Annotated in this window: 17 protein-coding genes and 2 pseudogenes; 7 read left to right on the forward strand and 12 right to left on the reverse strand. The window is 71.7% G+C overall.

The features are described 5' to 3' along the window. The first annotated feature begins 17 nt into the window (after nucleotides 1–17). Complete coding sequence (locus ABZ490_RS14485; RefSeq protein ID WP_358989099.1) at nucleotides 18–593, forward strand: helix-turn-helix transcriptional regulator; 576 nt, start codon at nucleotides 18–20, stop codon at nucleotides 591–593. Between the two features lie 18 nt (nucleotides 594–611). Here ABZ490_RS14485 and ABZ490_RS14490 read toward each other — a convergent pair whose 3' ends face one another. The 5 genes and pseudogenes from ABZ490_RS14490 to ABZ490_RS14510 all read right to left on the reverse strand — a co-directional run. Beyond that, nucleotides 612–1,400 (reverse strand): oxidoreductase, encoded by a 789-nt coding sequence (locus tag ABZ490_RS14490; RefSeq protein ID WP_358989101.1) that lies wholly within the window; start codon nucleotides 1,398–1,400, stop codon nucleotides 612–614. A gap of 83 nt (nucleotides 1,401–1,483) precedes the next feature. After that, nucleotides 1,484–2,308, reverse strand: coding sequence for an alpha/beta hydrolase (locus tag ABZ490_RS14495; RefSeq protein WP_358989103.1), 825 nt, complete (start codon nucleotides 2,306–2,308; stop codon nucleotides 1,484–1,486). 25 nt (nucleotides 2,309–2,333) lie between these two features. Further along, nucleotides 2,334–3,353 (reverse strand): alpha/beta hydrolase, encoded by a 1,020-nt coding sequence (locus ABZ490_RS14500; RefSeq protein WP_358989104.1) that lies wholly within the window; start codon nucleotides 3,351–3,353, stop codon nucleotides 2,334–2,336. Nucleotides 3,354–3,384: 31 nt separating this feature from the next. Continuing rightward, on the reverse strand, nucleotides 3,385–4,491 hold the full coding sequence (locus tag ABZ490_RS14505) for an MBL fold metallo-hydrolase (protein ID WP_358989106.1): 1,107 nt from the start codon (nucleotides 4,489–4,491) through the stop codon (nucleotides 3,385–3,387). A 277-nt stretch (nucleotides 4,492–4,768) separates the two neighbouring features. Then, a pseudogene (locus ABZ490_RS14510) lies at nucleotides 4,769–4,849 on the reverse strand (IS5/IS1182 family transposase); the annotation flags it as partial. A gap of 189 nt (nucleotides 4,850–5,038) precedes the next feature. Between ABZ490_RS14510 and ABZ490_RS14515 the strand changes: the two are divergent. Next, the gene (locus ABZ490_RS14515; protein WP_358989108.1) at nucleotides 5,039–5,623 is read left to right on the forward strand and encodes a hypothetical protein; all 585 of its coding nucleotides are present in this window, start codon (nucleotides 5,039–5,041) and stop codon (nucleotides 5,621–5,623) included. A gap of 27 nt (nucleotides 5,624–5,650) precedes the next feature. Here ABZ490_RS14515 and ABZ490_RS14520 read toward each other — a convergent pair whose 3' ends face one another. After that, nucleotides 5,651–6,484: a PIG-L family deacetylase gene (locus ABZ490_RS14520; protein WP_358989110.1), complete on the reverse strand. Its 834-nt coding sequence runs from the start codon at nucleotides 6,482–6,484 to the stop codon at nucleotides 5,651–5,653. A 423-nt stretch (nucleotides 6,485–6,907) separates the two neighbouring features. Between ABZ490_RS14520 and ABZ490_RS14525 the strand changes: the two are divergent. Further along, nucleotides 6,908–7,036: pseudogene (locus ABZ490_RS14525) on the forward strand (AAA family ATPase); the annotation flags it as partial. An 862-nt stretch (nucleotides 7,037–7,898) separates the two neighbouring features. Here the strand turns inward: ABZ490_RS14525 and ABZ490_RS14530 are convergent. The 3 genes from ABZ490_RS14530 to ABZ490_RS14540 all read right to left on the reverse strand — a co-directional run bounded on the left by ABZ490_RS14530 (nucleotide 7,899) and on the right by ABZ490_RS14540 (nucleotide 10,428). Further along, entirely contained in the window at nucleotides 7,899–8,633 is a 735-nt protein-coding gene (locus ABZ490_RS14530) for an NAD(P)-binding domain-containing protein (protein WP_358989112.1), read from the reverse strand. A 187-nt stretch (nucleotides 8,634–8,820) separates the two neighbouring features. Beyond that, nucleotides 8,821–9,699, reverse strand: a complete 879-nt coding sequence (locus ABZ490_RS14535; RefSeq protein ID WP_358989114.1) for an alpha/beta hydrolase — start codon at nucleotides 9,697–9,699, stop codon at nucleotides 8,821–8,823. Between the two features lie 27 nt (nucleotides 9,700–9,726). Continuing rightward, the gene (locus ABZ490_RS14540; protein WP_358989116.1) at nucleotides 9,727–10,428 is read right to left on the reverse strand and encodes an SDR family oxidoreductase; all 702 of its coding nucleotides are present in this window, start codon (nucleotides 10,426–10,428) and stop codon (nucleotides 9,727–9,729) included. Between the two features lie 236 nt (nucleotides 10,429–10,664). On the opposite strand from ABZ490_RS14540, the gene ABZ490_RS14545 reads away from it, so the two are divergent. From ABZ490_RS14545 to ABZ490_RS14560, 4 genes are all read left to right on the forward strand, one after another. Beyond that, entirely contained in the window at nucleotides 10,665–12,164 is a 1,500-nt protein-coding gene (locus ABZ490_RS14545) for an MFS transporter (protein ID WP_358989118.1), read from the forward strand. A 184-nt stretch (nucleotides 12,165–12,348) separates the two neighbouring features. Beyond that, nucleotides 12,349–12,918, forward strand: a complete 570-nt coding sequence (locus ABZ490_RS14550) for a TetR/AcrR family transcriptional regulator (RefSeq protein ID WP_358989120.1) — start codon at nucleotides 12,349–12,351, stop codon at nucleotides 12,916–12,918. Between the two features lie 206 nt (nucleotides 12,919–13,124). Further along, nucleotides 13,125–13,271 (forward strand): hypothetical protein, encoded by a 147-nt coding sequence (locus ABZ490_RS14555; RefSeq protein WP_358989122.1) that lies wholly within the window; start codon nucleotides 13,125–13,127, stop codon nucleotides 13,269–13,271. Between the two features lie 504 nt (nucleotides 13,272–13,775). Then, nucleotides 13,776–14,927, forward strand: a complete 1,152-nt coding sequence (locus ABZ490_RS14560) for an acyl-CoA dehydrogenase family protein (RefSeq protein WP_358989124.1) — start codon at nucleotides 13,776–13,778, stop codon at nucleotides 14,925–14,927. Here ABZ490_RS14560 and ABZ490_RS14565 read toward each other — a convergent pair. From ABZ490_RS14565 to ABZ490_RS14575, 3 genes are read right to left on the reverse strand one after another with little or no spacing between them, the layout of a single operon-like run. After that, the gene (locus ABZ490_RS14565) at nucleotides 14,921–15,436 is read right to left on the reverse strand and encodes a PaaI family thioesterase (protein WP_358989126.1); all 516 of its coding nucleotides are present in this window, start codon (nucleotides 15,434–15,436) and stop codon (nucleotides 14,921–14,923) included. The genes ABZ490_RS14560 and ABZ490_RS14565 overlap by 7 nt on opposite strands. Before the next feature lie 12 nt (nucleotides 15,437–15,448). After that, nucleotides 15,449–16,423 carry an LLM class flavin-dependent oxidoreductase gene (locus ABZ490_RS14570; RefSeq protein ID WP_358989128.1) on the reverse strand — a complete coding sequence of 325 codons (975 nt, stop codon included), beginning with the start codon at nucleotides 16,421–16,423 and terminating at the stop codon, nucleotides 15,449–15,451. Next, nucleotides 16,420–18,849 carry a GNAT family N-acetyltransferase gene (locus ABZ490_RS14575; RefSeq protein WP_358989130.1) on the reverse strand — a complete coding sequence of 810 codons (2,430 nt, stop codon included), beginning with the start codon at nucleotides 18,847–18,849 and terminating at the stop codon, nucleotides 16,420–16,422. Before ABZ490_RS14575 ends, ABZ490_RS14570 begins: the two co-directional genes overlap by 4 nt. Between the last annotated feature and the right edge of the window lie 21 nt (nucleotides 18,850–18,870).

The following is an 18,870-nucleotide window of genomic DNA, read 5'->3' on the forward strand; positions in this document are numbered from 1 at the left end:
GGCGTTGTGGAGACCCCATGCACCCGACGATCATCGACGACCCCCGGCTGCTGCGTGAACGCTTCCTCAGGGCACGGCGCACGGCCGACGGCCCCGTCGTGGCGGTCGGCGACAGCACCTTCCTGGTGAACGGCCCGGCGGCCGTCCTGGCACGGGCCGCGGACCGCGCGCCGTTGTGGGAGTGGGCCCGCCGTGAGGTCGCGTCCCGGACGGAGGCTCCGGCTCCGCCGCCGTCGGGGGTGGTGCTGGCGTCCGGGGCGCGCCCGGGGCTCTGCGAGGGCGTCTGGGCCGGCCGCGCGCTGGTGGGGGCGGTGGTCCGGCTGACCGCGCCCGCCCGGCCGCCGCGGGTCCCGGCGCCGTACCGGGTCCGGAGCCTGGAGTGGGCCGAACTGACCAGGGCGCAGCGGCTGGTGGCGGTGCATGTGGCGCGCGGTCTGACCAACCGGCAGACGGCCGCGCTGCTGTCCGTGTCGCCCCACACCGTGGACTACCACCTGCGGCACGTCTTCCAGAGGCTCCAGATCCACTCACGGGTGGAGCTGGCGCGGATGGTGGCGGAGGCGGCGTCGAGTACGACGCGCTCACCCGCGTGAGACCACCGGGCCCGCTCCCTACACCGTGCTGATCAGCCCGCCGTCGATGACGAAGTCGGAGCCGGTGACATTGCCGGCCCGGTCCGAGACGAGCAGCAGTACCAGGTCCGCCACCTCCTCCGGGCGGGTGAAGCGGCCGCTGACGGATTGCCCGGCGGCCCGGGCGGCCACCGCGTCCGGGTCCGGCCCGCCGGCCCGGCTCAGGGTCGCGGCCACCCCCGACTCGCCCAGCCACAGATCCGTGGCCACCGGGCCCGGGCTCACGGTGTTGACCCGGATCCCGCGCGGACCCACTTCCTTCGACAGGGACTTGCTGAGGCTGAGCAGCGCCGCCTTCGCCGCGCTGTAGTCGATGACGAGCGGGTCGGGCAGCCTGGAGTTCACCGAGGTCACGGTGACGATCGCCCCCGAACCGCGCTCCAGCATCAGCGGCAGCACCGCGCGGGTGGCGCGTACCGCCGACAGCAGGTTGATCTCCAGGGTGGCCGTCCAGTCCTCGTCGGTGACGGACGCGAAGCCGGCTGTCCGGGGGCGGACGGCGCCCACGTTGTTCACCAGGATGTCCGGCGGCCCGTGCACGGCCGCGGCACGCTCCACCAGGGCGGCCGGGCCGACGGGGGTCGCCAGGTCCGTCTCGACGACATGGACGGAGCCGGCCGCGCTCAGCTCGGCCAGCGGGGCGGAGGTGTGCCGGGCCCCGGCGGTGACCCGTACCCCCTCGCTCACCAGGGCCCGGGTGACGGCCAGTCCGATGCCTTTGCCGGCACCGGTGACCACCGCGCTCTTTCCTCGCAGGTTCAGTTCCATCGTGGGCCTTCCGGGGTGGGGCAGGAGGGGGAGAGCGGGGCCCGGCCGCCGGAGGTCGGCGGCCGGGCCCCGGCGGGCGGGGATCAGGCGGTGGCGCGTACGGCGCTCAGGACGGCGTCCACGACGACGCCCGGCCGGGACAGCATGACGAGATGGGAGCCGGCGGTCTCGATGATCCTGCTGCGGGCCCGCCGGGCCATGGACCGCTGCCGGGCGGGCGGCAGGATGTGGTCCTCGGTGCCCAGCACGTACCAGCTCGGCAGGCTCCGCCAGGCGGGCGGGCCCGAAGGCTCCAGCAGTGCGGACAGCGCGACGGGGCGCTGCGCGGCGGCCAGTTGCCGCGCCGTGGCGGGGGCCAGGTCGCCCGCGAAGAGGTCCCCGAACAGGGCCGGCTTGATGTAGAGGTCGACGGTCTGTTCGCCGTGCTGCTCGTGGACCACCTGGTCGAACAGCGCGGCGGGGTCGGCCCCCTCGCCCTGGAGGCTCAGGACCGTCTCGCCCTGCGCGGGCACGAAGGCGTCCACGTAGACCAGGGCCCTGACGTCCACGGCGGGGGTGACCGCGTTCGTCACCACGGCCCCGCCGTAGGAGTGGCCGACCAGTATGACCGGCCCGGTCACCCGCTGGGCGAGGAAGCTGTTCAGGTCGGCGGCGTCGGCGGAGAGGCCGCGCAGCGCGTTGGGCGCCGCGAGGACGGGGTGACCGTGGCACTGGAGCCGCCGGGTGACCTCCTGCCAGCAGGAGGCGTCCGCCCACGCGCCGTGCACGAGGACGACGGTGGGCTTCACGGCCGCCGGGCGTCCCGGCCGGGCGGCGGCGGGGACCGACGCGGTCGCCGAGGCGACGGCAGCCGCGCCGAGCACCCCGACCACCTGCCGACGGGACGGCGGCTCACCTTGGTTCAGCATGATCGCTCCTTGTCGCAAAGGCGGTTCAGTCGAGGAAGCCGAGCAGACGGCGGGTCATCTCGGCGGGGTGCTCTTCGTAGATCCAGTGACCGGAGTCGGCGACGATCGCGCCGGTGACATGGCGGGCGTACCCGCGGACCTGCTTCCGGACCTCGTTGCCGAGGCTGTTGCTCGCGCCGATGGCCAGCACCGGCATGGGCAGCTTGGTCCTGCGGTAGACCTCGTTGTCGGCGATGTCCTGCGGGAACGCGCGGAACCACTCGAGGCTGGCGCGCAGGTGCGCGTCGTCCCGGAGGTACGAGGCGAACTCCTTCACCCGGGCCGGGCCGATGGCGTCCTTGTTCACCTCCAGGGAGTTGGTGAAGCCGTCGACCCAGGTCTCCTCCTTGCCGTCGATCAGCTTCTCCGGCAGGCCGTTCGTCAGGTCGAAGAAGCCGAAGTGCCAGGCGCCGGGCCCCTGCGCGGTCAGCGACGGGAACGTGTACAGGCTCTCGTCGGGGATCGGTGCCTCGCTCAGCACCAGCCGGTGGACCTGGCGGGGGTGGGCGGCCGCGTAGGCGTAGGCGACCTGGGTGCCGATGTCGTGGCCCACGAGACGGATGTCCCGGTCCAGCCCGATCTCGCGCAGCAGTCCGTTGACGTCGGCGGCCATCGTCTTCTTGTCGTAGCCGCCCGCCGGTGCGTCGCTCCTGCCGGCGCCACGCAGGTCGGGGGCGACGACGGTGTAGTGCCGGCTCAGCTCGGGCAGCAGGTCGCGCCACTCGAACCAGGTCTCGGGAAATCCGTGCAGCAGGACGAGGGTGGGCCCGTGACCCCCTCGTACGTAGTTGATGTGCACATCCCCCACTTTGACCCTTTGTTCGGTGAAGCCGGCGGGAACACGCCGCTCGGCACCGACGCGGGCCGGCGTGTCGCCACCGGTGGCGCCGTCACCGGCCGCGGAGTCCTGCACACCGACGAACAGCGCGGCGCAGGCTGTGGTCAGGGCGAGGGAGAGCGCGAGCAGGGCGGGGCGGGGGCGTGGGAGGGCGAAGGAACGGTGCATGGTTGTCCTCAGGTGTGCGGAAGGGGTGGTGCTACGGCCGGATACCGAAGGGCCCGAGGAGTCCCTGGTCGATGCGCAGGGACTCGATCATGGCGAAGGCGTTGTCCACGGTGAACACGTCGGCGGCGGCGAGCCGGCCGGTGTACTTCGCCGCGACCGGCTCGGCGGCCCGGCGCGCCGCGGCGTCGAGGTAGGTCTTGAAGATGGCCCAGGAGTTGCCCGACTGCTGGTACTTGGCGAAGAACGGCGTCGGGTCCAGCGACTCCAGCGTCTGCCGCGCGCTGGCCTCCAGGTCGTCGATGTACTGCTGCTGTACGACGGCGTCCGCGCGCCGGCCGAGCCGGCCCAGGTGTCCGCCGACCAGGGTCTGCCACGGGTACCTCATGGCGACCTGGTGGGCCTCGACCCAGGCCGGGATGTCCTGGGAGACGGCCAGGTTCTTGAAGGGGACCCAGCCGGGGTAGATGACGTCGACCACCATCAGCGTCCGCTGCCGCGGCACGTAGACGAAGATGTTGTCGGGGGAGTGGTTCGGGCCGTGGTGGGCCAGTTCGAGGGTCTCGCCGCCGACCCTGAGGGTGTAGCGGTCCTTGAAGGTGATGTGGGGCAGCGGCCGGGTCGGGTCCTTGTCCCGGCGCAGGAAGCGTTCGGTCTCGACATGCGCGATACGGCGGGCGCGGGGGCCGAGGAGGGCGGCGGCGCCGATGTGGTCGGCGTGGCTGTGCGAGTAGACGACGTGCGTGACGTCCGACGGTCTGCCGTTGGCGTCGGTGACGTCCCGGATGGCCCGCAGCAGGTTGTGGCCGATGGTCGGCGGGGCGTCCACCACCACGACTCCGGTGCTGGTGGTGAGGAACATGGCCTGGTAGAAGCCGTCGGTGACCCAGTGGAGCTGACCGCCGATCCGGCCGACGTAGTAGCCGTCGGCGTTGACGGCGGGACCGACCGCGGCATCCGGCACCGGCGCGTAGTCGGGCAGCTCGGGCGCTTCACCGGCCTCGGCGGCCCGGGCGGGCCGGGCCAGGGCCAGGTCGGCGAGAGCGGGGGCGAAGGGCAGGGCGGTGGCGACACCGGCGGCCCTCACGAAGGACCTTCTGGTGGCCCGCAAGGGGGACATGGGCATGCCAGGGTTGTTCATGACGGGGATTCCTTCCGTGGTTCCCGGACCGGGGAGCCGCGCCGTCGTCGGCGGCCGCGCGGTGGTTCTCGCGCGGCAGACCGAAGCTAACGGCGAACGGCGGGGCACCGCCCCACGTGGACACGTGGGCCGGAACAGGCCGGAGCAGGCCGGAACAGGCCGGAAGGCGCCTTTGCGGCGGGTGGCCGGGTCGGGTGAGGCGGGTCCGGTGACCGGGTCGTCAGCCTCCCGGAGGGCCACGGTGAGCAGGCCTGCCACGCGGGCGCGGGTGACCGACTGCCTGGGTGAGCGCGTTGACGATGCCGTTCTCACGCCCTGCCCGGACGTCGTGGACGACACGGGGCAGGGCGGGTGAGGCCCTGTGGCTCGCAGGCGGGTGGTCGGGCAGCGGCATGAGCCTGGCCCGGCCCTTCGCTGTGCGGTCCCCGGTCTGGTGTGGTGACCGGTTTCGCCTCATGCTGGTGCGTGGGCATGTCGGTGTGCGGCGGTGCTGGACGGGGGCGCTGTGCGGAGGCCGGGCGGGGTGTGGGTGGCGGCGGGGCCGCCGGTGGGGATCGGGGTTGGCGTCCTGCTGATCTTTTTCTTGCGGTGGTACGAGCACTGGGCGTACGCGCGCAGTGACGCCTGGGTGGTCTGCGGGGCGCTGTGCGGAGGCGGGCTGGTCGGTGCGGCGGCGTGGGTGGCGACCGGCGCGGACAACAGCGCGGTGGGGTGGGCGGTGGGCGCGGTATTCGTGGTGCACCTCGTCGCCGGGACGATACTCGCCGGCCAGGAGGTTCTGCACGACCGAGGCCGCGAGGTGACGGTCACCGTCCTGACGGAGCACGTGCACCGCGACGTCAACGACATCGGCGTGCAGACGGGGATTTCGTACGCCTACGACGTCGCCGCGCCGGCGGGGCTGCCGCACCGCCGCCTGGATGCGATGGGGACGCGGCTGGCGGTGGGACAGCGCGTGCGGGCGACGGTCGATCCGCAGGGACGCGTTGATTCACAACTGGGCGGCCGCCCTGGACCCGCCCACGTCATGCCCCGGTTGCTGCGGGTCTGCGAACTGTTACTGATCGTCTTGAGCGCCGGCGTCGGGGCGTTCTTCTCGGTCCTGGTGGCGGCCCACCGGAGCCAAGGCTGACGGCCAGGGGCCGGTCGGCCGGGCGGATCAGCGCAGTCCGGCGAAGAGATCGTTCTCGGGTACGGCCGCGCCGGTGGCGTTCTGGACACGGACGAAGGTCTCCATGCCCATCAACTCGCCGAACCTCTCCTTGCCCATCTTGAGGAAGAAGATGTTCTCGCCCTGACTGGCGTGCGCCGCCAGTGCGTCGAACTTCTGACCGCTGAACGCGGTGGTGTCCACCCACGTGGTGATCTCGTCGTCGGGAAGGCCGATCTCGGCCATGGCGGCGGCCTCGTCAGGATCCGGCTCCGGCATGTCCTCCTGAAACTCGCGCATGATCTCGCCGAACCGCTGCATCCCCGAGCGGGGCATCGTGGTCCAGTACACCTTCGGTGCCAGCTCGGTCATCTCCAGCGCCGCCATCGTGATGCGGTGGGCCTGGATGTGGTCGGGGTGGCCGTAGAAGCCGTTCTCGTCGTAGGTGACGACCACATCGGGTCGGTAGTGCTCCATTAGTTCCGCGAGTCGGGCCGCGCCTTCCTCCACGGGGGTCTGCCAGAAGGATCCTGGGGCGTCGTTGCCCGGCCAGCCCGCCATCCCGGAGTCGGCGTAGTCCAGCATCTCCAGATCGCTGACCTTCAGGACCTCACAGCTCGCCTCGAGTTCTTGACGGCGCATCGAGGCGACGGCCGCCGGATCGTGACCGGGATCGCCCGGCTTGACACCCCCCGGTCCGTCACCGCAACCGCCGTCGGTACACGTCACGAGAACCGTGCGGATGCCTTCCGCCGCGTACCGCGCGAGGACCCCTCCGGTTCCGGTGGCCTCGTCGTCGGGGTGAGCGTGCACCGCCATGAGAGTCAAGGGCCGGTCAGTCATGAAAACAGTCCTCCTGCAGACATATGTCTTGGTACGAGTGCGTGGTGAGCGTACGGCGATCCTGCGGGCCGGAGCCCGGTGGGGCGGACGACCTTGTGACCTCCGTGTTCCCGCCCGTGCCGCACCGCTCCCTCGTCGTGCAACCGTGCCGCCGGACCGGCTGTTCCCGGCTTGGGTGCTTGGCCTTGCCGACGTGACCGTGTCGTACAGCTCGACGCCGGGGGAGCGGGGCGCCCGTCGCGCACGCCGTGCTCGCCTCCGGCAGCGGACACCTCAGCGTGGTCGACCCGCTGCCGGGCCGTGCCGTGGCACTCGTCGACAACGTCAACCGGCCTTCGGTGAAGGCCGTGCGAGCGCATCCACACCGGAGGGGCTCACGCCGCTGATGTCCCGGGCCGACGGCCTCGTCCACGCCACCCTGCGAAGGAGAACAGCGTTGCGATCGCCCCGAACGAGTCCTTGGGCTGCAGGACCAAGACCTTCACCGATCCCCGCCTCTGCGCGGCCATCGTCGACCGCCTGACCTTTAAAGGCACCATCATCGAAACCGGCATGCCAGCTCTGCTCCGGACTGGCAGCGGCAGATCCAGTAGCTGTCCCGGACTGGGTGTCTACGCCGCTCTCCGGTCGGGCGGGTCACCACGACGGTGCGACCCTCGTATGCGACCCGGTCACCCGCCTCGACGAGCAAAGGTCCGTCCAGGTCGACCTGGAAGTCAGGGCGGAGCAGGAACTCACTGACCAGCAGCGTTCGCGGCATCGGAGTGACCCCGTCAAAGTTCACGAGCACGAGCCGAGTATCCCGGAGGATCCAGTGCGGTGGCCATGGGTTTCGGGCCGCCAAAGTCGCCAAGTGCTGCCCACGCTACTGACCGAACACTTCCCCCCGCGAGCCCCGTACCGGTACGCGCCTGTGATCTCGCCGTCTACGGCATCGTTCATAGCAGCGCGAAGCGCGCGTCGCCCAGGCCCGGATGGCCTGCTCGAACTCGTCATGGGGCGGGGGCGTGCGGGTGCCGCGTGTCGGGGTGGTCGGGAGGATGCGGCTCCACAGCCATCACGCGTCCAACCGGCGCAGGACGCTGAGCCCGTAGCCCGTAGCCCGTAGCCCGGACCCGCGCCGTCGGCACCGACTTCGAGCCCGGTTGTGCGGCCGTTCCTCGGCGGCGTACGGTCTGGCGGACGCCCTCGATTTCAGTACCGCCCGCCAGGCCGAGATCTGCTCGTGGTGGACGCGGCGGGGGTCCCCAGACTGGGCCAGCGGCCCGCGACGATGTGCTCGACCGACCGGGAGCGGAACCGCCCGCCGCCACGGACCGGGCGTGCGCGGAACCCGGCCGAGGTGCCCCGTACGGGAAGAGCCGTCGGGAACGTCTCGTAAGGGGTGGGCGCCGTGGGCCGACGCCAGGCGTGGTCACCGGTGGGCGGCGCGGTTCATCTCGACGACGTCCTCCAGGCTGGGATCGGAACCGAGGGCGGCGAAGCGCTCTGCCATGCTGTCCCGGACAGCCGTGTCCTTGACGCGATCGGCCGCGGCGAGGGCTGCCGGCAGCTCATCGCGGGTCAGCTCGGTGCAGTAGGCGGGGCCCATCGGCTGTTGACGCCAGGAGTCGGCCAGTGCTCCCGCGTCGTAGGGGTCGAATCCGGTGTCGTCCACCAGGCGCATCGCCACATGCTTCGCTTCTTCGGCATCGCCGGCGACCGGGATGGCGATACGGCCCGGAGTGCCCGCCGGGACACCCTTCGTGCGCTGGGTTTCGGCCAGGGCGGCGTTCCACGCCTTGACGACGGGGCGACCCAGGAGCTCGGAGGTGTAGAGGCTCTCCGTCACACCGTTCTCGACTGCCTCGATCCGCCCGTTGAGGTGCGGGTAGTAGTTGGAGGTGTCGATGACCACCGTCTCGTCGGGGACGGAGGTGAACAGAGCGGCCAGCTGCCCGGCCGCCCCGAAGGGGATGGCCAGGATGACGGCGTCCCTGTCCTTCACGGCGTCCTCGAGTGCCACGGCGCGGGCGCCGGTTTCCCGTATGTGGGGCGCGACGGTCTCGGGCCCGCGGGAGTCGGTCACCTGGACATCGTGACCGGCTTCGCCGAGCTTGCGTGCGAGGTTGCCGCCGATCGCTCCCGCACCGATAACGGTGATTTTCATGATCTGTCCTCTCGAAAGACGCACTGGACGCTCCGGTGGTCGCCCCAGCCCGCCAGGGGCTTACGGCTCGGTGTGTTCCGTTCGCGGTAACCGGCGACGACGAGCGTGCGAACGCGGTCCAGCGACTGCTCCTCGGCGGCACCGGCACCCGCCGCCTCGGACTGCTCCTTGGTTCGGTGGTCCGGGGTCAGGCCGCCGCGTTCAACAGGCTGGCCAGCACGTCGGGCCGTTCCAGGGCGATGAAGTGGCCTGCCTGCCGAACCTGTGTGAAGTCGGCGGCCGGGAGCAGCTGCTTGTTGGCCTGCCGGTCCGAGGGGCGGGACCAGTCCTTCTCGCCGTAGACGAGGTGGACGGGCGCCTTGACCTCGGGGTAGCGCGAGCGGGCCGCGATGAGGCTGGGCAGAGCCTGGTACACGGCCCGCGCGACGGCCGGGTAGCCGGAGCGCCCGCCCACCTGGAGGAGTTCCTCCACGTAGTCCTCCCGCAGCGCGCTCTTGTCGCCGAGCCCACCCTGCATGATCTTGGTGAGAGCGGGCTTGGGCTCCACCCCGGCGATCACCGGGCCCACCCCCGGGGCGAGAACACCGCTGACCACCACACGGGCGAGGAGGCCGGACCGGGCGATTCCGCCGCGGAAGTCGTAGGTGTTGACCGCGACGACTCGCCGGACCCGCTCCGGAAGATCGGCTGCGGTGGTCAAGGCGAGCACCGCCCCCATGGACTCCCCGAGCAACGTCACGTCGTGGAGGTCGAGTTCGGTCAGGAGTCGCTCGACGCCCGCGCGCATGGCCGGCTCGTCGTACGACGCCTCGGGCACGATCTCGGAGTAGCCCATCCCCGGCAGGTCGAGGGCGTACACGGTGTAGTGGTCCGCGATCAGCGGGATCAGGTGGCGGAAGTGCTCGGCCTGGGTGCGCACGGTGTGCAGCAGGACCAGGGGGGCGCCGGTGCCCGCCTTGAGGTAGCGCAGGGTTCCCTCGCGGCCGTCGAGTCGCGTGCGTGGGGCGATGGTGTGGCTGGTGGTCCCCGGAACATGGATCGTGGGACGTGGCTCGTGGCTGGACATCTCGTCGGCTCCTTGGGTGTGATGGGGTTACTTCGCCAGTTGGGGGTACAGGCCGGCCAGGTCGCCGGCCAGACCCGCCTTGACCTGCCGCGAGATGTCGTCGGCGAGCACCTCGTACGCGCCCGTCTCGACGCCGTCGAGGGCGAGTGCGGCTACGGCACGCGGGTCGGACTTGGGCGCGTCGACGCCCTTCGCCAGGTCCGTGTCGACGTAACCGACGTGCAGTCCGGTGACGGCGATGCCGCGCGGCTGGAGCTCCAGGCGCAGGGAGTTGGTCTGCGACCACAGGGCGGCCTTGGAGGCGCTGTAGGAGCCGCCGAGCGCGATCCAGGAGAGCACGGAGTGCACGTTGAGGAGGTGGCCGCCGCCGTTGCGCTCGATGATCGGTACGAAAGCCCGGGTGAGAAGGAGCGGGCCGTAGAAGTTGGTCTCGAACTCCCGGCGTACGTCGTCGACCGGGGAGTCGAGGAAGGACGCGCCGACCGACGCGCCGGCATTGTTGACCAGCACGGTGACGTCCTGGGCCTGCGCGGCGGCGGCCGCCACGGAGGCCGGGTCGGTGACCTCCAGTGCCACCGGTACGGCGTCGGGGTGCGTCACGCTGCGCGGGTCCCGGGCCGTGGCGTAGACCTTGCCGGCGCCGCGCGTGTACAGCTCCTCCACCAGCGCCTTGCCGATGCCGCGGCTGCCGCCGGTGACGAAGACGTTGGCGCCCTTCAAAGCGGTCATGACTGCCTCCAGACAGGGTAAACCGTTCGGTTTTCCATACCGTAAACCGATCGGTTTCCGGGCGCAAGCCCAGTGGGTGCCCGGCTTCGGCGGGTCGTTCCGTGTCCCTGGAGTGCGGTGGCGGCGACCTCTCCTCCCGTCTCGCTTGCGCTGTGGAAACCGATCTGTTTTTCTACGTGGAAACAGATCGGTTTCCGGGCCGGTGATCGGCCCACGGACAGCAACCAAGGGGAACAGTGAGTACCACCTTCGACCGCGGGGCGCCCGCCTCCGGACCAACAGACTCGGGCCGCCGCGGCTCACATGCCGTGCGCTGGTGGGTGCTGGGCGTGCTGGGCACGGCGCAGCTCATGGTCACCCTCGATGCGACCGTCGTGAACATCGCGCTGCCCGCGGCGCAACATGACCTGGGTTTCAGCGACGGCAGCCGGCAGTGGGTCATCACGGGTTACGCCCTCGCGTTCGGCAGCCTGCTGCTGCTCGGCGGCCGACTCGGCGACCTGTTCGGCCGGCGCACCACCTTCCTGACCGGCCTGATCGGTTTCGCGGGCGCATCCGTCCTCGGCGGAGCGGCAGGAAGCTTCGGCGTCCTGGTCGCGGCGCGCGTGGCTCAAGGGCTCTTCGCCGCGCTGCTCGCGCCGGCGGCACTCTCGTTGCTCAGCGTGACCTTCACCGACCCGGCCGAGAGGCCGAAGGCGTTCGGCATCTTCAGTGCGCTGGCCGGTGCCGGCGGCGCGATCGGGCTGCTGCTCGGCGGCATGCTCACCGAATGGGCTTCGTGGCGCTGGGTGATGTACGTGAACGTGATCTTCGCTGTCGTCGCCCTGGTGGGTGCGGTGCTGCTGCTGGCCAAGCCCGCGGTCGCCGAGCGGCCCAGACTCGACATTCCCGGCACCGCCGTGGTGAGCGCGGCGCTGTTCGCCATCGTCTACGGGTTCGCCCACGTCGAGTCCACGAGCTGGACCGATCCCGTGGCCCTCGGCTCCATGATCGTCGGTGTCCTGCTGCTCGCGGTGTTCGTGTGGCTGGAGTCCAGGGCCGCGCATCCCCTGCTGCCGCTGCGCCTCGTGCTCGACCGGACCCGCGGCGGTTCGTTCCTGGCGGTGTTCGTCATCGGTATGGGGATGTTCTCGATCTTCCTGTTCCTGACCTACTACCTGGAGGCGAGCATCGGCTACTCGCCGATCAGGACCGGTCTGGCGTTCCTGCCGATGGTCGCGGGTATCGTCGCCGCGTCGACCACGGCACCCTCGCTGCTGCTGCCCAGGGTCGGCCCGAAGCTCGTGATCGGCGCCGGCTTCCTGGTCGCCGCGTCCGGCATGGCCCTGCTGACCCAGCTCGAGCTGGACAGCACCTACGTCGCCCACATCATGCCCGGCATGATCCTGCTGGGGCTCGGCCTCGGGGGAGTGATGACCACCGCGTTCCAGGGCGCGACCGCGGGCATCCATCACGAGGATTCCGGTGTCGCCTCGGCGCTGATCAACACCGGTCAGCAAGTGGGTGGCTCGATCAGCACGGCGCTGCTGACCACCGTGGCCTCATCGGCGACGACCGACTACCTGGCCTCACGCAGGCCGAGCGCACTGACCATGGCTCAGGCGGGGGTCGAGGGGTACACGGCGACCCTGGCGTGGGGCGCCGGGTTCTTCGTGGTCGGGGCCGTCGTTTCGGTGCTCCTGATACCGAATGCGCCTCTGGCGCCGTCGGAGGGTGAGCCCGTGATCGCCCACTGAGTCCGTATCCACCATGGTGTGGGGTGCCCTGCGCTGATCGAGGCTCTGAAGGCACCGATCAGCGCAGGCGAGGGAGGCGGGGTGCGCCGCACATGGCCCGGCGCACCTATTCTGGAGATCAGCTCCGGCGCGCACTGTAAACCGATCGGTTTTCAAAGGGTCGGAATCGAGTTAACCTCGCCATATGACCACTGAGGCGAAGTCAAGCTCCCGAGAGCGGCTGCTGGAGGCAGTGGCCACGCTCACCTACCGCGAGGGCGTCAACATCGGCGTCGACGCCCTGTGCAAGGCGGCGGGGGTGTCGAAGCGCTCCATGTACCAGCTGTTCGAGAGCAAGGACGAACTGCTGGCGGCGAGCCTGGAGGAGCAGGCCGCCTCCTACGTGGCGACGCTCCTTCCCGCGGCGGACGACGAGCGTCCGCCCCGTGAGCGGATCCTGCACGTCTTCGAGCAGGCGGAAACCCAGGCGGCCTCCCCCGGCTTCCAGGGCTGCCGGTACCTGGCCGTGCAGATCGAGCTCAAGGACCAGAGTCACCCCGCGAGCCGGGTGGCCCACCGGGTCAAGGCGAACCTGACCGCCTTCTTCCGTGCCGAGGCCGAGCGGGGCGGGGCGAACGACCCCGACCTGCTGGCCCGGCAGCTCAGCCTGGTCTTCGACGGTGCCAGCGCCCGCGCGGGAATCAAGGCCGACACGGCGGGAGGGCTTGTCGCCCCCACGGTGGCCACGCTGCTCGATGCGGCAGGCATGCGCTGACGCCTCGCGCGTACCGGCCCTCTCCGCGCCGGAGACGCCCACGACTGCGCCGCCGGTCTCCGGTGACGTCCGACCGGTGCGCGGAATCCCGCACAGTCGGCTCCGCCGAGGCGCAAGGGGGCCCACAGTGGGGGGCGGGTGACGACCACCGCGCACGACGCCGACGGGCAGACGGCGCAGCCGGTGACACGGCGAGCCCGGCGCCGGTGATCGACGCGAAGTGGCTGCGCGAGCTGGGCCTGACGGCCGGTACGGACGAAGCCGGCGCAGGTATGGAGAGCGCGCACGCTGCGGGCTGGGGAGCGGCAGTTGTCGCGGTTCATCCGGACCGGGGGATCGAGCGGATGCCGTAGGCGATCTGACGCAGCGGCTCACATTGCGCGAGGAAGCGGTAGAAGCCGCGTGCACGATGGTCCCCCTGCTCGATGCGGAGGGGCAAACGGGGCAGGCTGCCGCCTGGGCCCTCCGTCGCGGACCCCGATTTCCCGCGTGGCCGGCCGGCATCGAACCGGCCGTATGCAGTGCCGGGTCACACGCCGGGACATCCGCGACTCGGCGCCGCGGCACGCCCCGTACGAGCGCGGGCACCTGCTCCAGCTCGCGGGTCACCTGTCGGCCGTCGACCCGGAAGAGCACGAGCCCCTCGCCGCCGAGGCGGGGGCCGTCGGCCGGTCGCTCCCGGGCACGCGGACCGTGACGGTCGTCGGCGCCGCTGCCCGCTCCTGCCGGCCGCAGCGGATGGCGAAGGATCGCCGACGGGCTTGCCGAAAGGTCCGTAGGATCATCCTGCATGCGATGTATCCGCTAACATAGAATAATGAGGTAGATAAATAGTCGAGTGGTGACGAGGAGTGGCCGTGGACTTCGGGCTGACCGACGAGCAGGACCTGTTGCGCGCGACGGCACGGCAGTTCGTCGCCGATGTGTGTCCGGCCGAGAAGGCCAAGAGGTGGGACGAGGAGGGTGTCGTACCGCCCGAGCTGTTCCGCGGCATGGCCGATCTGGGCTGGTTCTCCCTCCCGTTCAGCGAAGAGGAGGGCGGCGACGGCGGCGGGCCGCTCGAGCTCATCCTGATCGCCGAGGAGCTGGGGCGGGCCAGCTTCGACGTGGCCATGTGCTACATCGGCGTGCTCATCCCCGGGATCACGGTCTTCCGATGGGGCAGCGAGGCGCAGCGCGCCTTCATCCGCGAGCAGGTCATGACCGGCCGCCACCGGCTCGCCGTCGGCCTCAGCGAGCCGGACAGCGGCTCCGACGCGGCCGCTCTGCGCACCACCGCCGAGGACCGGGGTGAGCACTTCCTGGTGCGCGGGCAGAAGGCGTGGTGCACGGGCGCCGGACTGCCCGACACCACCATCGCCACCTACGTGCGCACCGGTCCCCGCGAGCCGAAGCACGGCGGCATCAGCCTGCTGCTCGTCGACCCGGCGACGCAGGGCGTCGAGGTCCGCCGCACCCCCACGCTCGCCCGGCACATCCTCGGTACCAACGAGGTCTTCCTCAACGACGTCCGCGTCCCGAAGGAGAACCTCGTCGGCCCGCGCGACGACGGCTGGAAGGTGATGCTCTCCAACATCGAACTGGAGAAGGTGATCATCACCGGCGGCTATCTGGGGGCCGCCCAGTCCACCCTGGACGAGATGCTGGAGTACGCCCGGACCCGCCACGCCTTCGGCCGCCCGATCGGCAACTTCCAGGCCCTCGCCCACGCCATGGCCGACCTGCAGACCGAGATCGACTCGGCCCGGCTGCTCGCGTACCGCGCCGCCTGGCTGCTCGCCCAGGGCAAGCCGTGCACCCGCGAGGGCTCGATGGCGAAGCTGAAGGGTTCGGAGACCTACGTGGCGGCCGCCCGGCTCGGCATGCAGGTCTGCGCGGGGCACGGCTTCTCCACGGAGAGCGTGATGAGCTTCCGCTACCGCGAGTCGATCGTCGCCACGATCTCCGGGGGGACCAGCCAGATCCAGCGCAACGGGATCGCCCGCAGCATGGGCCTGCGGTCCTACTGACCGCCGCCCGCCGCGTCCTGCCCGGCCAGCCACCGCTCGTGCCGGGCGAAATGGCCCCGGTCGCGGGTCACCCAGATCCCGGAGGCCCGGGCCAGCACGGCCCGGGCCGGCAGCAGGACCATCTCGCCCCTGATGTACCAGCGTGAGCCCTCGCGCCGCTCCACCCAGGCCCTGACCTCCAGCGGCCGTTCCACCGGCACCGGCTTGACGAAGCTCACGCTCAGTTCCGCCGTCACGCTCAACACCCGGTGCAGCAGCGGCAGATGACCGAGGCAGTCGTCCAGCACGGCCGCCGTCCAGCCGCCGTGCGCCACATCGGGGCCGCCCTCCTGGTCACGCGGGCAGGCCAGTTCGAACCACGCCACACCGTCGTCGTCGAGACGCTCGCGCCGCACGCCCAGCCGGCAGGAACCGGAACCGCGGCACGCTCCGCACAGCGCCACCCCGCCGGGGCTGCGCGGCGGCTCCTGGAAGTCCGCGCCCGCCCAGGTCGCCGTCGTGTTGCCCATCCGTTCCTCCTGTCAGACGTCCGCGAGCAGCGGACGCAGCTTCCCGGCGATGAGCTGGACCTGGCGGGCCACCATCTCCTCGGGCATCCCGGCCAGCGAGGCCCACAGGAACACCCCTTCCACCGGCAACCCTGCCACGTACGCCGTCACGGCCTCGGCGGTCTCCTGCGGGGTGCCGTACAGGAACTGTCCGACGCCGCTCGCGCCGAGCCCGGTCTCCCGCCACTTCTCCGGGTCGATGGGGCGTGGCACCGGCCGGTCCGTCCCCTCCACCATGTACCGGCGGTACGTGTCCCACTGGTACGCCAGGTGTCTGCGCACCACGGGCCAGTCGCCCTCGGGGTCCTCGGTGACGAACGTGGTGAACGAACCCTGCATCCGGGCCACCGAGGCGTCGTACCCGCTCTCGGCCAAACCCTCCCGGTACGGCTCCAGCAGGTCGGGGTTCAGGGACAGCAGTCCCGTGCCGAGGCGGCCGGCCCGCCGGGCGCCCTGCGGGCCCTGGTAGCCGAGCCAGATCGGCAGCGGGTCCTGGACCGGACCCGGGGTGACCAGGGACTCGGCCCACAGGCCGCGGATCTCCCGCACCCGTTGGTCGGTCGTCGTGTAGCGCTTGGCGAGGTCGGCGCCGAACAGCCGGTATTCGGGCACCCGGTAGCCGGTGCCGAGGCCGAGGTCCAGGCGGCCGTCGCTGATGATGTCCACGATCGCCGCCTGTTCGGCGAGTTCGGGGGCCGCGTGCAGGGGCGCCGGGACGACCGCGGTGCCCAGGCGCACCCGGCGGGTACGGGCCGCGGCGGCCGCCGCCATGGTGAGCGGCTGGGGGAGATACCCGTCCTCGAAGCCGTGGTGTTCGGAGAACCAGACCGAGTCGAGGCCCAGCCACTCCGCCTCCTCGCACATCTCCAGGGCGAACCCGTAGACCCGCGACCAGCTCTGACGCCAGGGCGGCGGGTTGCGCAGATCGAAGTAGATGCCCACCTTCACGCCGGACCGCCTCCTGCGATGTCGTCCGCGAGTCGGATCGCCGCATGCGTGACGGCGACCCCGTGCCCGGGCGGCAGCAGCCGTACGGGACGCAGTTCCAGGGTCTCGATACGGGGGAGGTCGTCGACCATCGCCGAGACCCGCAGGACGGTCTCCTCCAGTGCCGCGAGGTCCACCCCGGGGCCGCCCGCCCGGCCGTCCAGCAGCGGGGCCGCGCGCAGCGAGCGGATCATCTCCCGGGCGTCGCGGTCGCTGAGCGGGGTGACGCGGTGCGCGACGTCCGCCATGAGGTCGGCGTAGTCCCCGGTGAGACCGAACGAGACCACCGGCCCGAAGACCGGGTCCGCGCCGACGGAGAGGAACGCGTCCGGACCCGGGCCTTGCGGTGCGTCGCGTACGGCGATTCCGTACGCGGCCAGCAACTCGACTACGGCCGCTGTGGGAACCGGGCCGGGGCCACGGGCGGCGACGAGCGACCGGGCGAGCTCGGCGTCGACTCCCGCGAGATCCGGGACGACGCCCGCGGGGGTGCTGCGCCAGGCCTGGTAGGCCGCCGCGTGCCCGAGCGAGGCGGCCGCCGCCTCGGGGAACGTGTAGGTGGGGACGACGAGTTGGTCCCGGTGGAGCAGGTCGGCGACCCCCGCGCCGCCCAGGAAGCTCGCCACCACCGGCTTGTCCGGGGCGGTCGCGGCCGCGTCGAGGATGGCGGTCGCCACCTCGTCGGGCTTGTCCGCGAGCGGCGGCATGAACAGGACGACCGCCGCGTCGACGCCGTCGTCGGCCAGGGCCGCCTCCAGCGCCTGTCGGTAGTGCGCGGCGGTGGCCGTGGGGGTCAGATCGATCGGGTTGGTGACCTCGGCATGGGGCGCGAGGGACGAGCGGAGCGTGTGCCGAGTGCGCTCGCTCAGCGCGGGCACGCGCAGACCGTTCGCCGTGCACGCCCCGACCGTCAGGGCCGCTGGGCCGCCCGCGTTGGTGATCACGGCGACCCGGTCGCCGGGCGGGGGAGGCTGGTGGGCGAGCAGCAGGGCGACGTCGAACAGCTCCTGGAGACTGCTGGTGCGGATCACCCCGGACTGGGCGAACAGCGAACTCGCCACCGAGTCCGCGGGGCCCGGGTGGACGGCGACGATCGGCTTGCGCGGGGCGACCCGGCGGGCGACGCGGGCGAACCGGCGCGGATCGCCGAACGTCTCCACGTGCAGCAGGACCACCGAGGTCGCCGGGTCCTCCTCCCACCACTGGAGCAGTTCGTCGGTGGAGACGTCCACGGCGTGGCCCACCGACACGAAGCCGGAGAAGCCGAGCCGCAGCCGCCGGGCGTGGTCGAGGACCGTGAGCCCCAGCGGCCCGGACTGGCTCGACATCGCCACCCGGCCGGGCGTCGGCAGGGCGGGCGAGAAGGTCGCGGCCAGCCGCACCGCTGGCGTCGTGTTGAGCACGCCCATGCAGTTGGGGCCCACCAGGCGCATCCCGGAGGCGCGGGCGAAGCGGGCCAGCTCCAGCTCGGCCGAGCGTCCCTCGGTCCCCGTCTCCCCGAAGCCGGTTGAGACGACGACCACCGCCCTGACCCCGGCCTCGGCACATTCCCGTACGACCTCGGGCACGCCCTCGGCGCGCACGGCCACCAGCGCCAGGTCCGGCGGCTCGGGAAGGTCCCGTACGCCCGCGTACGCCCGCACCCCGGCGATGCGCTCCGCCCGCGGGTTGACCGGGAACACCCTGCCGTCGAAGCCGCCTCGCAGCAGGTTGGCCACGATCTCGTGGCCGATCGTCAGGGGGCGGCGGTTGGCGCCGATCACGGCGACCGAACGCGGTTCGAGCAGGGGCCGCAGGGAGCGCCGTACGGCGGTGTGTTCGCGGCGTTCGGCGCGCGCGACGGCCTGGGCCTGCGGGTCGACGGCGATCTCGAAGTGGATGATCTGGCCGGGCGGCCCCGCCTCCACCCGGTAGCCGGAGCCGAGGAAGACGTTGATCATCCGGGTGTTGTCGGCGAGGACGTCGGCCTCCAGCACCCGGATGCCCCGGGCGCGCGCGGCGGCCGCGATGTGCTCCAGGAGCAGCCGGCCGAACCCCTCGCTCTGATGGTCGTCCCGGATGGTGAACGTGACCTCGGCGTGCTCCGGTTCGCCGAGGTCGCGGACATAGCGGACGAGGCCGGCGATCTCGTCGCCGGCCAGGGCGACGAGCGCCAGCTCGTTGAGGTAGTCCACGTGGGCGCCGCGCCGGATGACGTCGTCGCGGGCGCGGACCACCGGGCCCAGCGAGCGGTAGGCCAGGGTCGCCCGGGAGAGGCTGCCCACGAAGGCGACCAGGCGGTCGGAGTCCTCGGGCCGGATGGGCCTGACGAAGGTCGACCGCCCGGTCCTGACCAGCCCGGGCCGCTCCAGGTCGTCCGGGTACGAGGGGTACGGGGGAGTGGTCACCGGTGTCCCGTCGCCGGCGCC

It is taken from the genome of Streptomyces sp. NPDC005811 (assembly GCF_040630405.1).
Classification (GTDB): Bacteria; Actinomycetota; Actinomycetes; order Streptomycetales; family Streptomycetaceae; genus Streptomyces.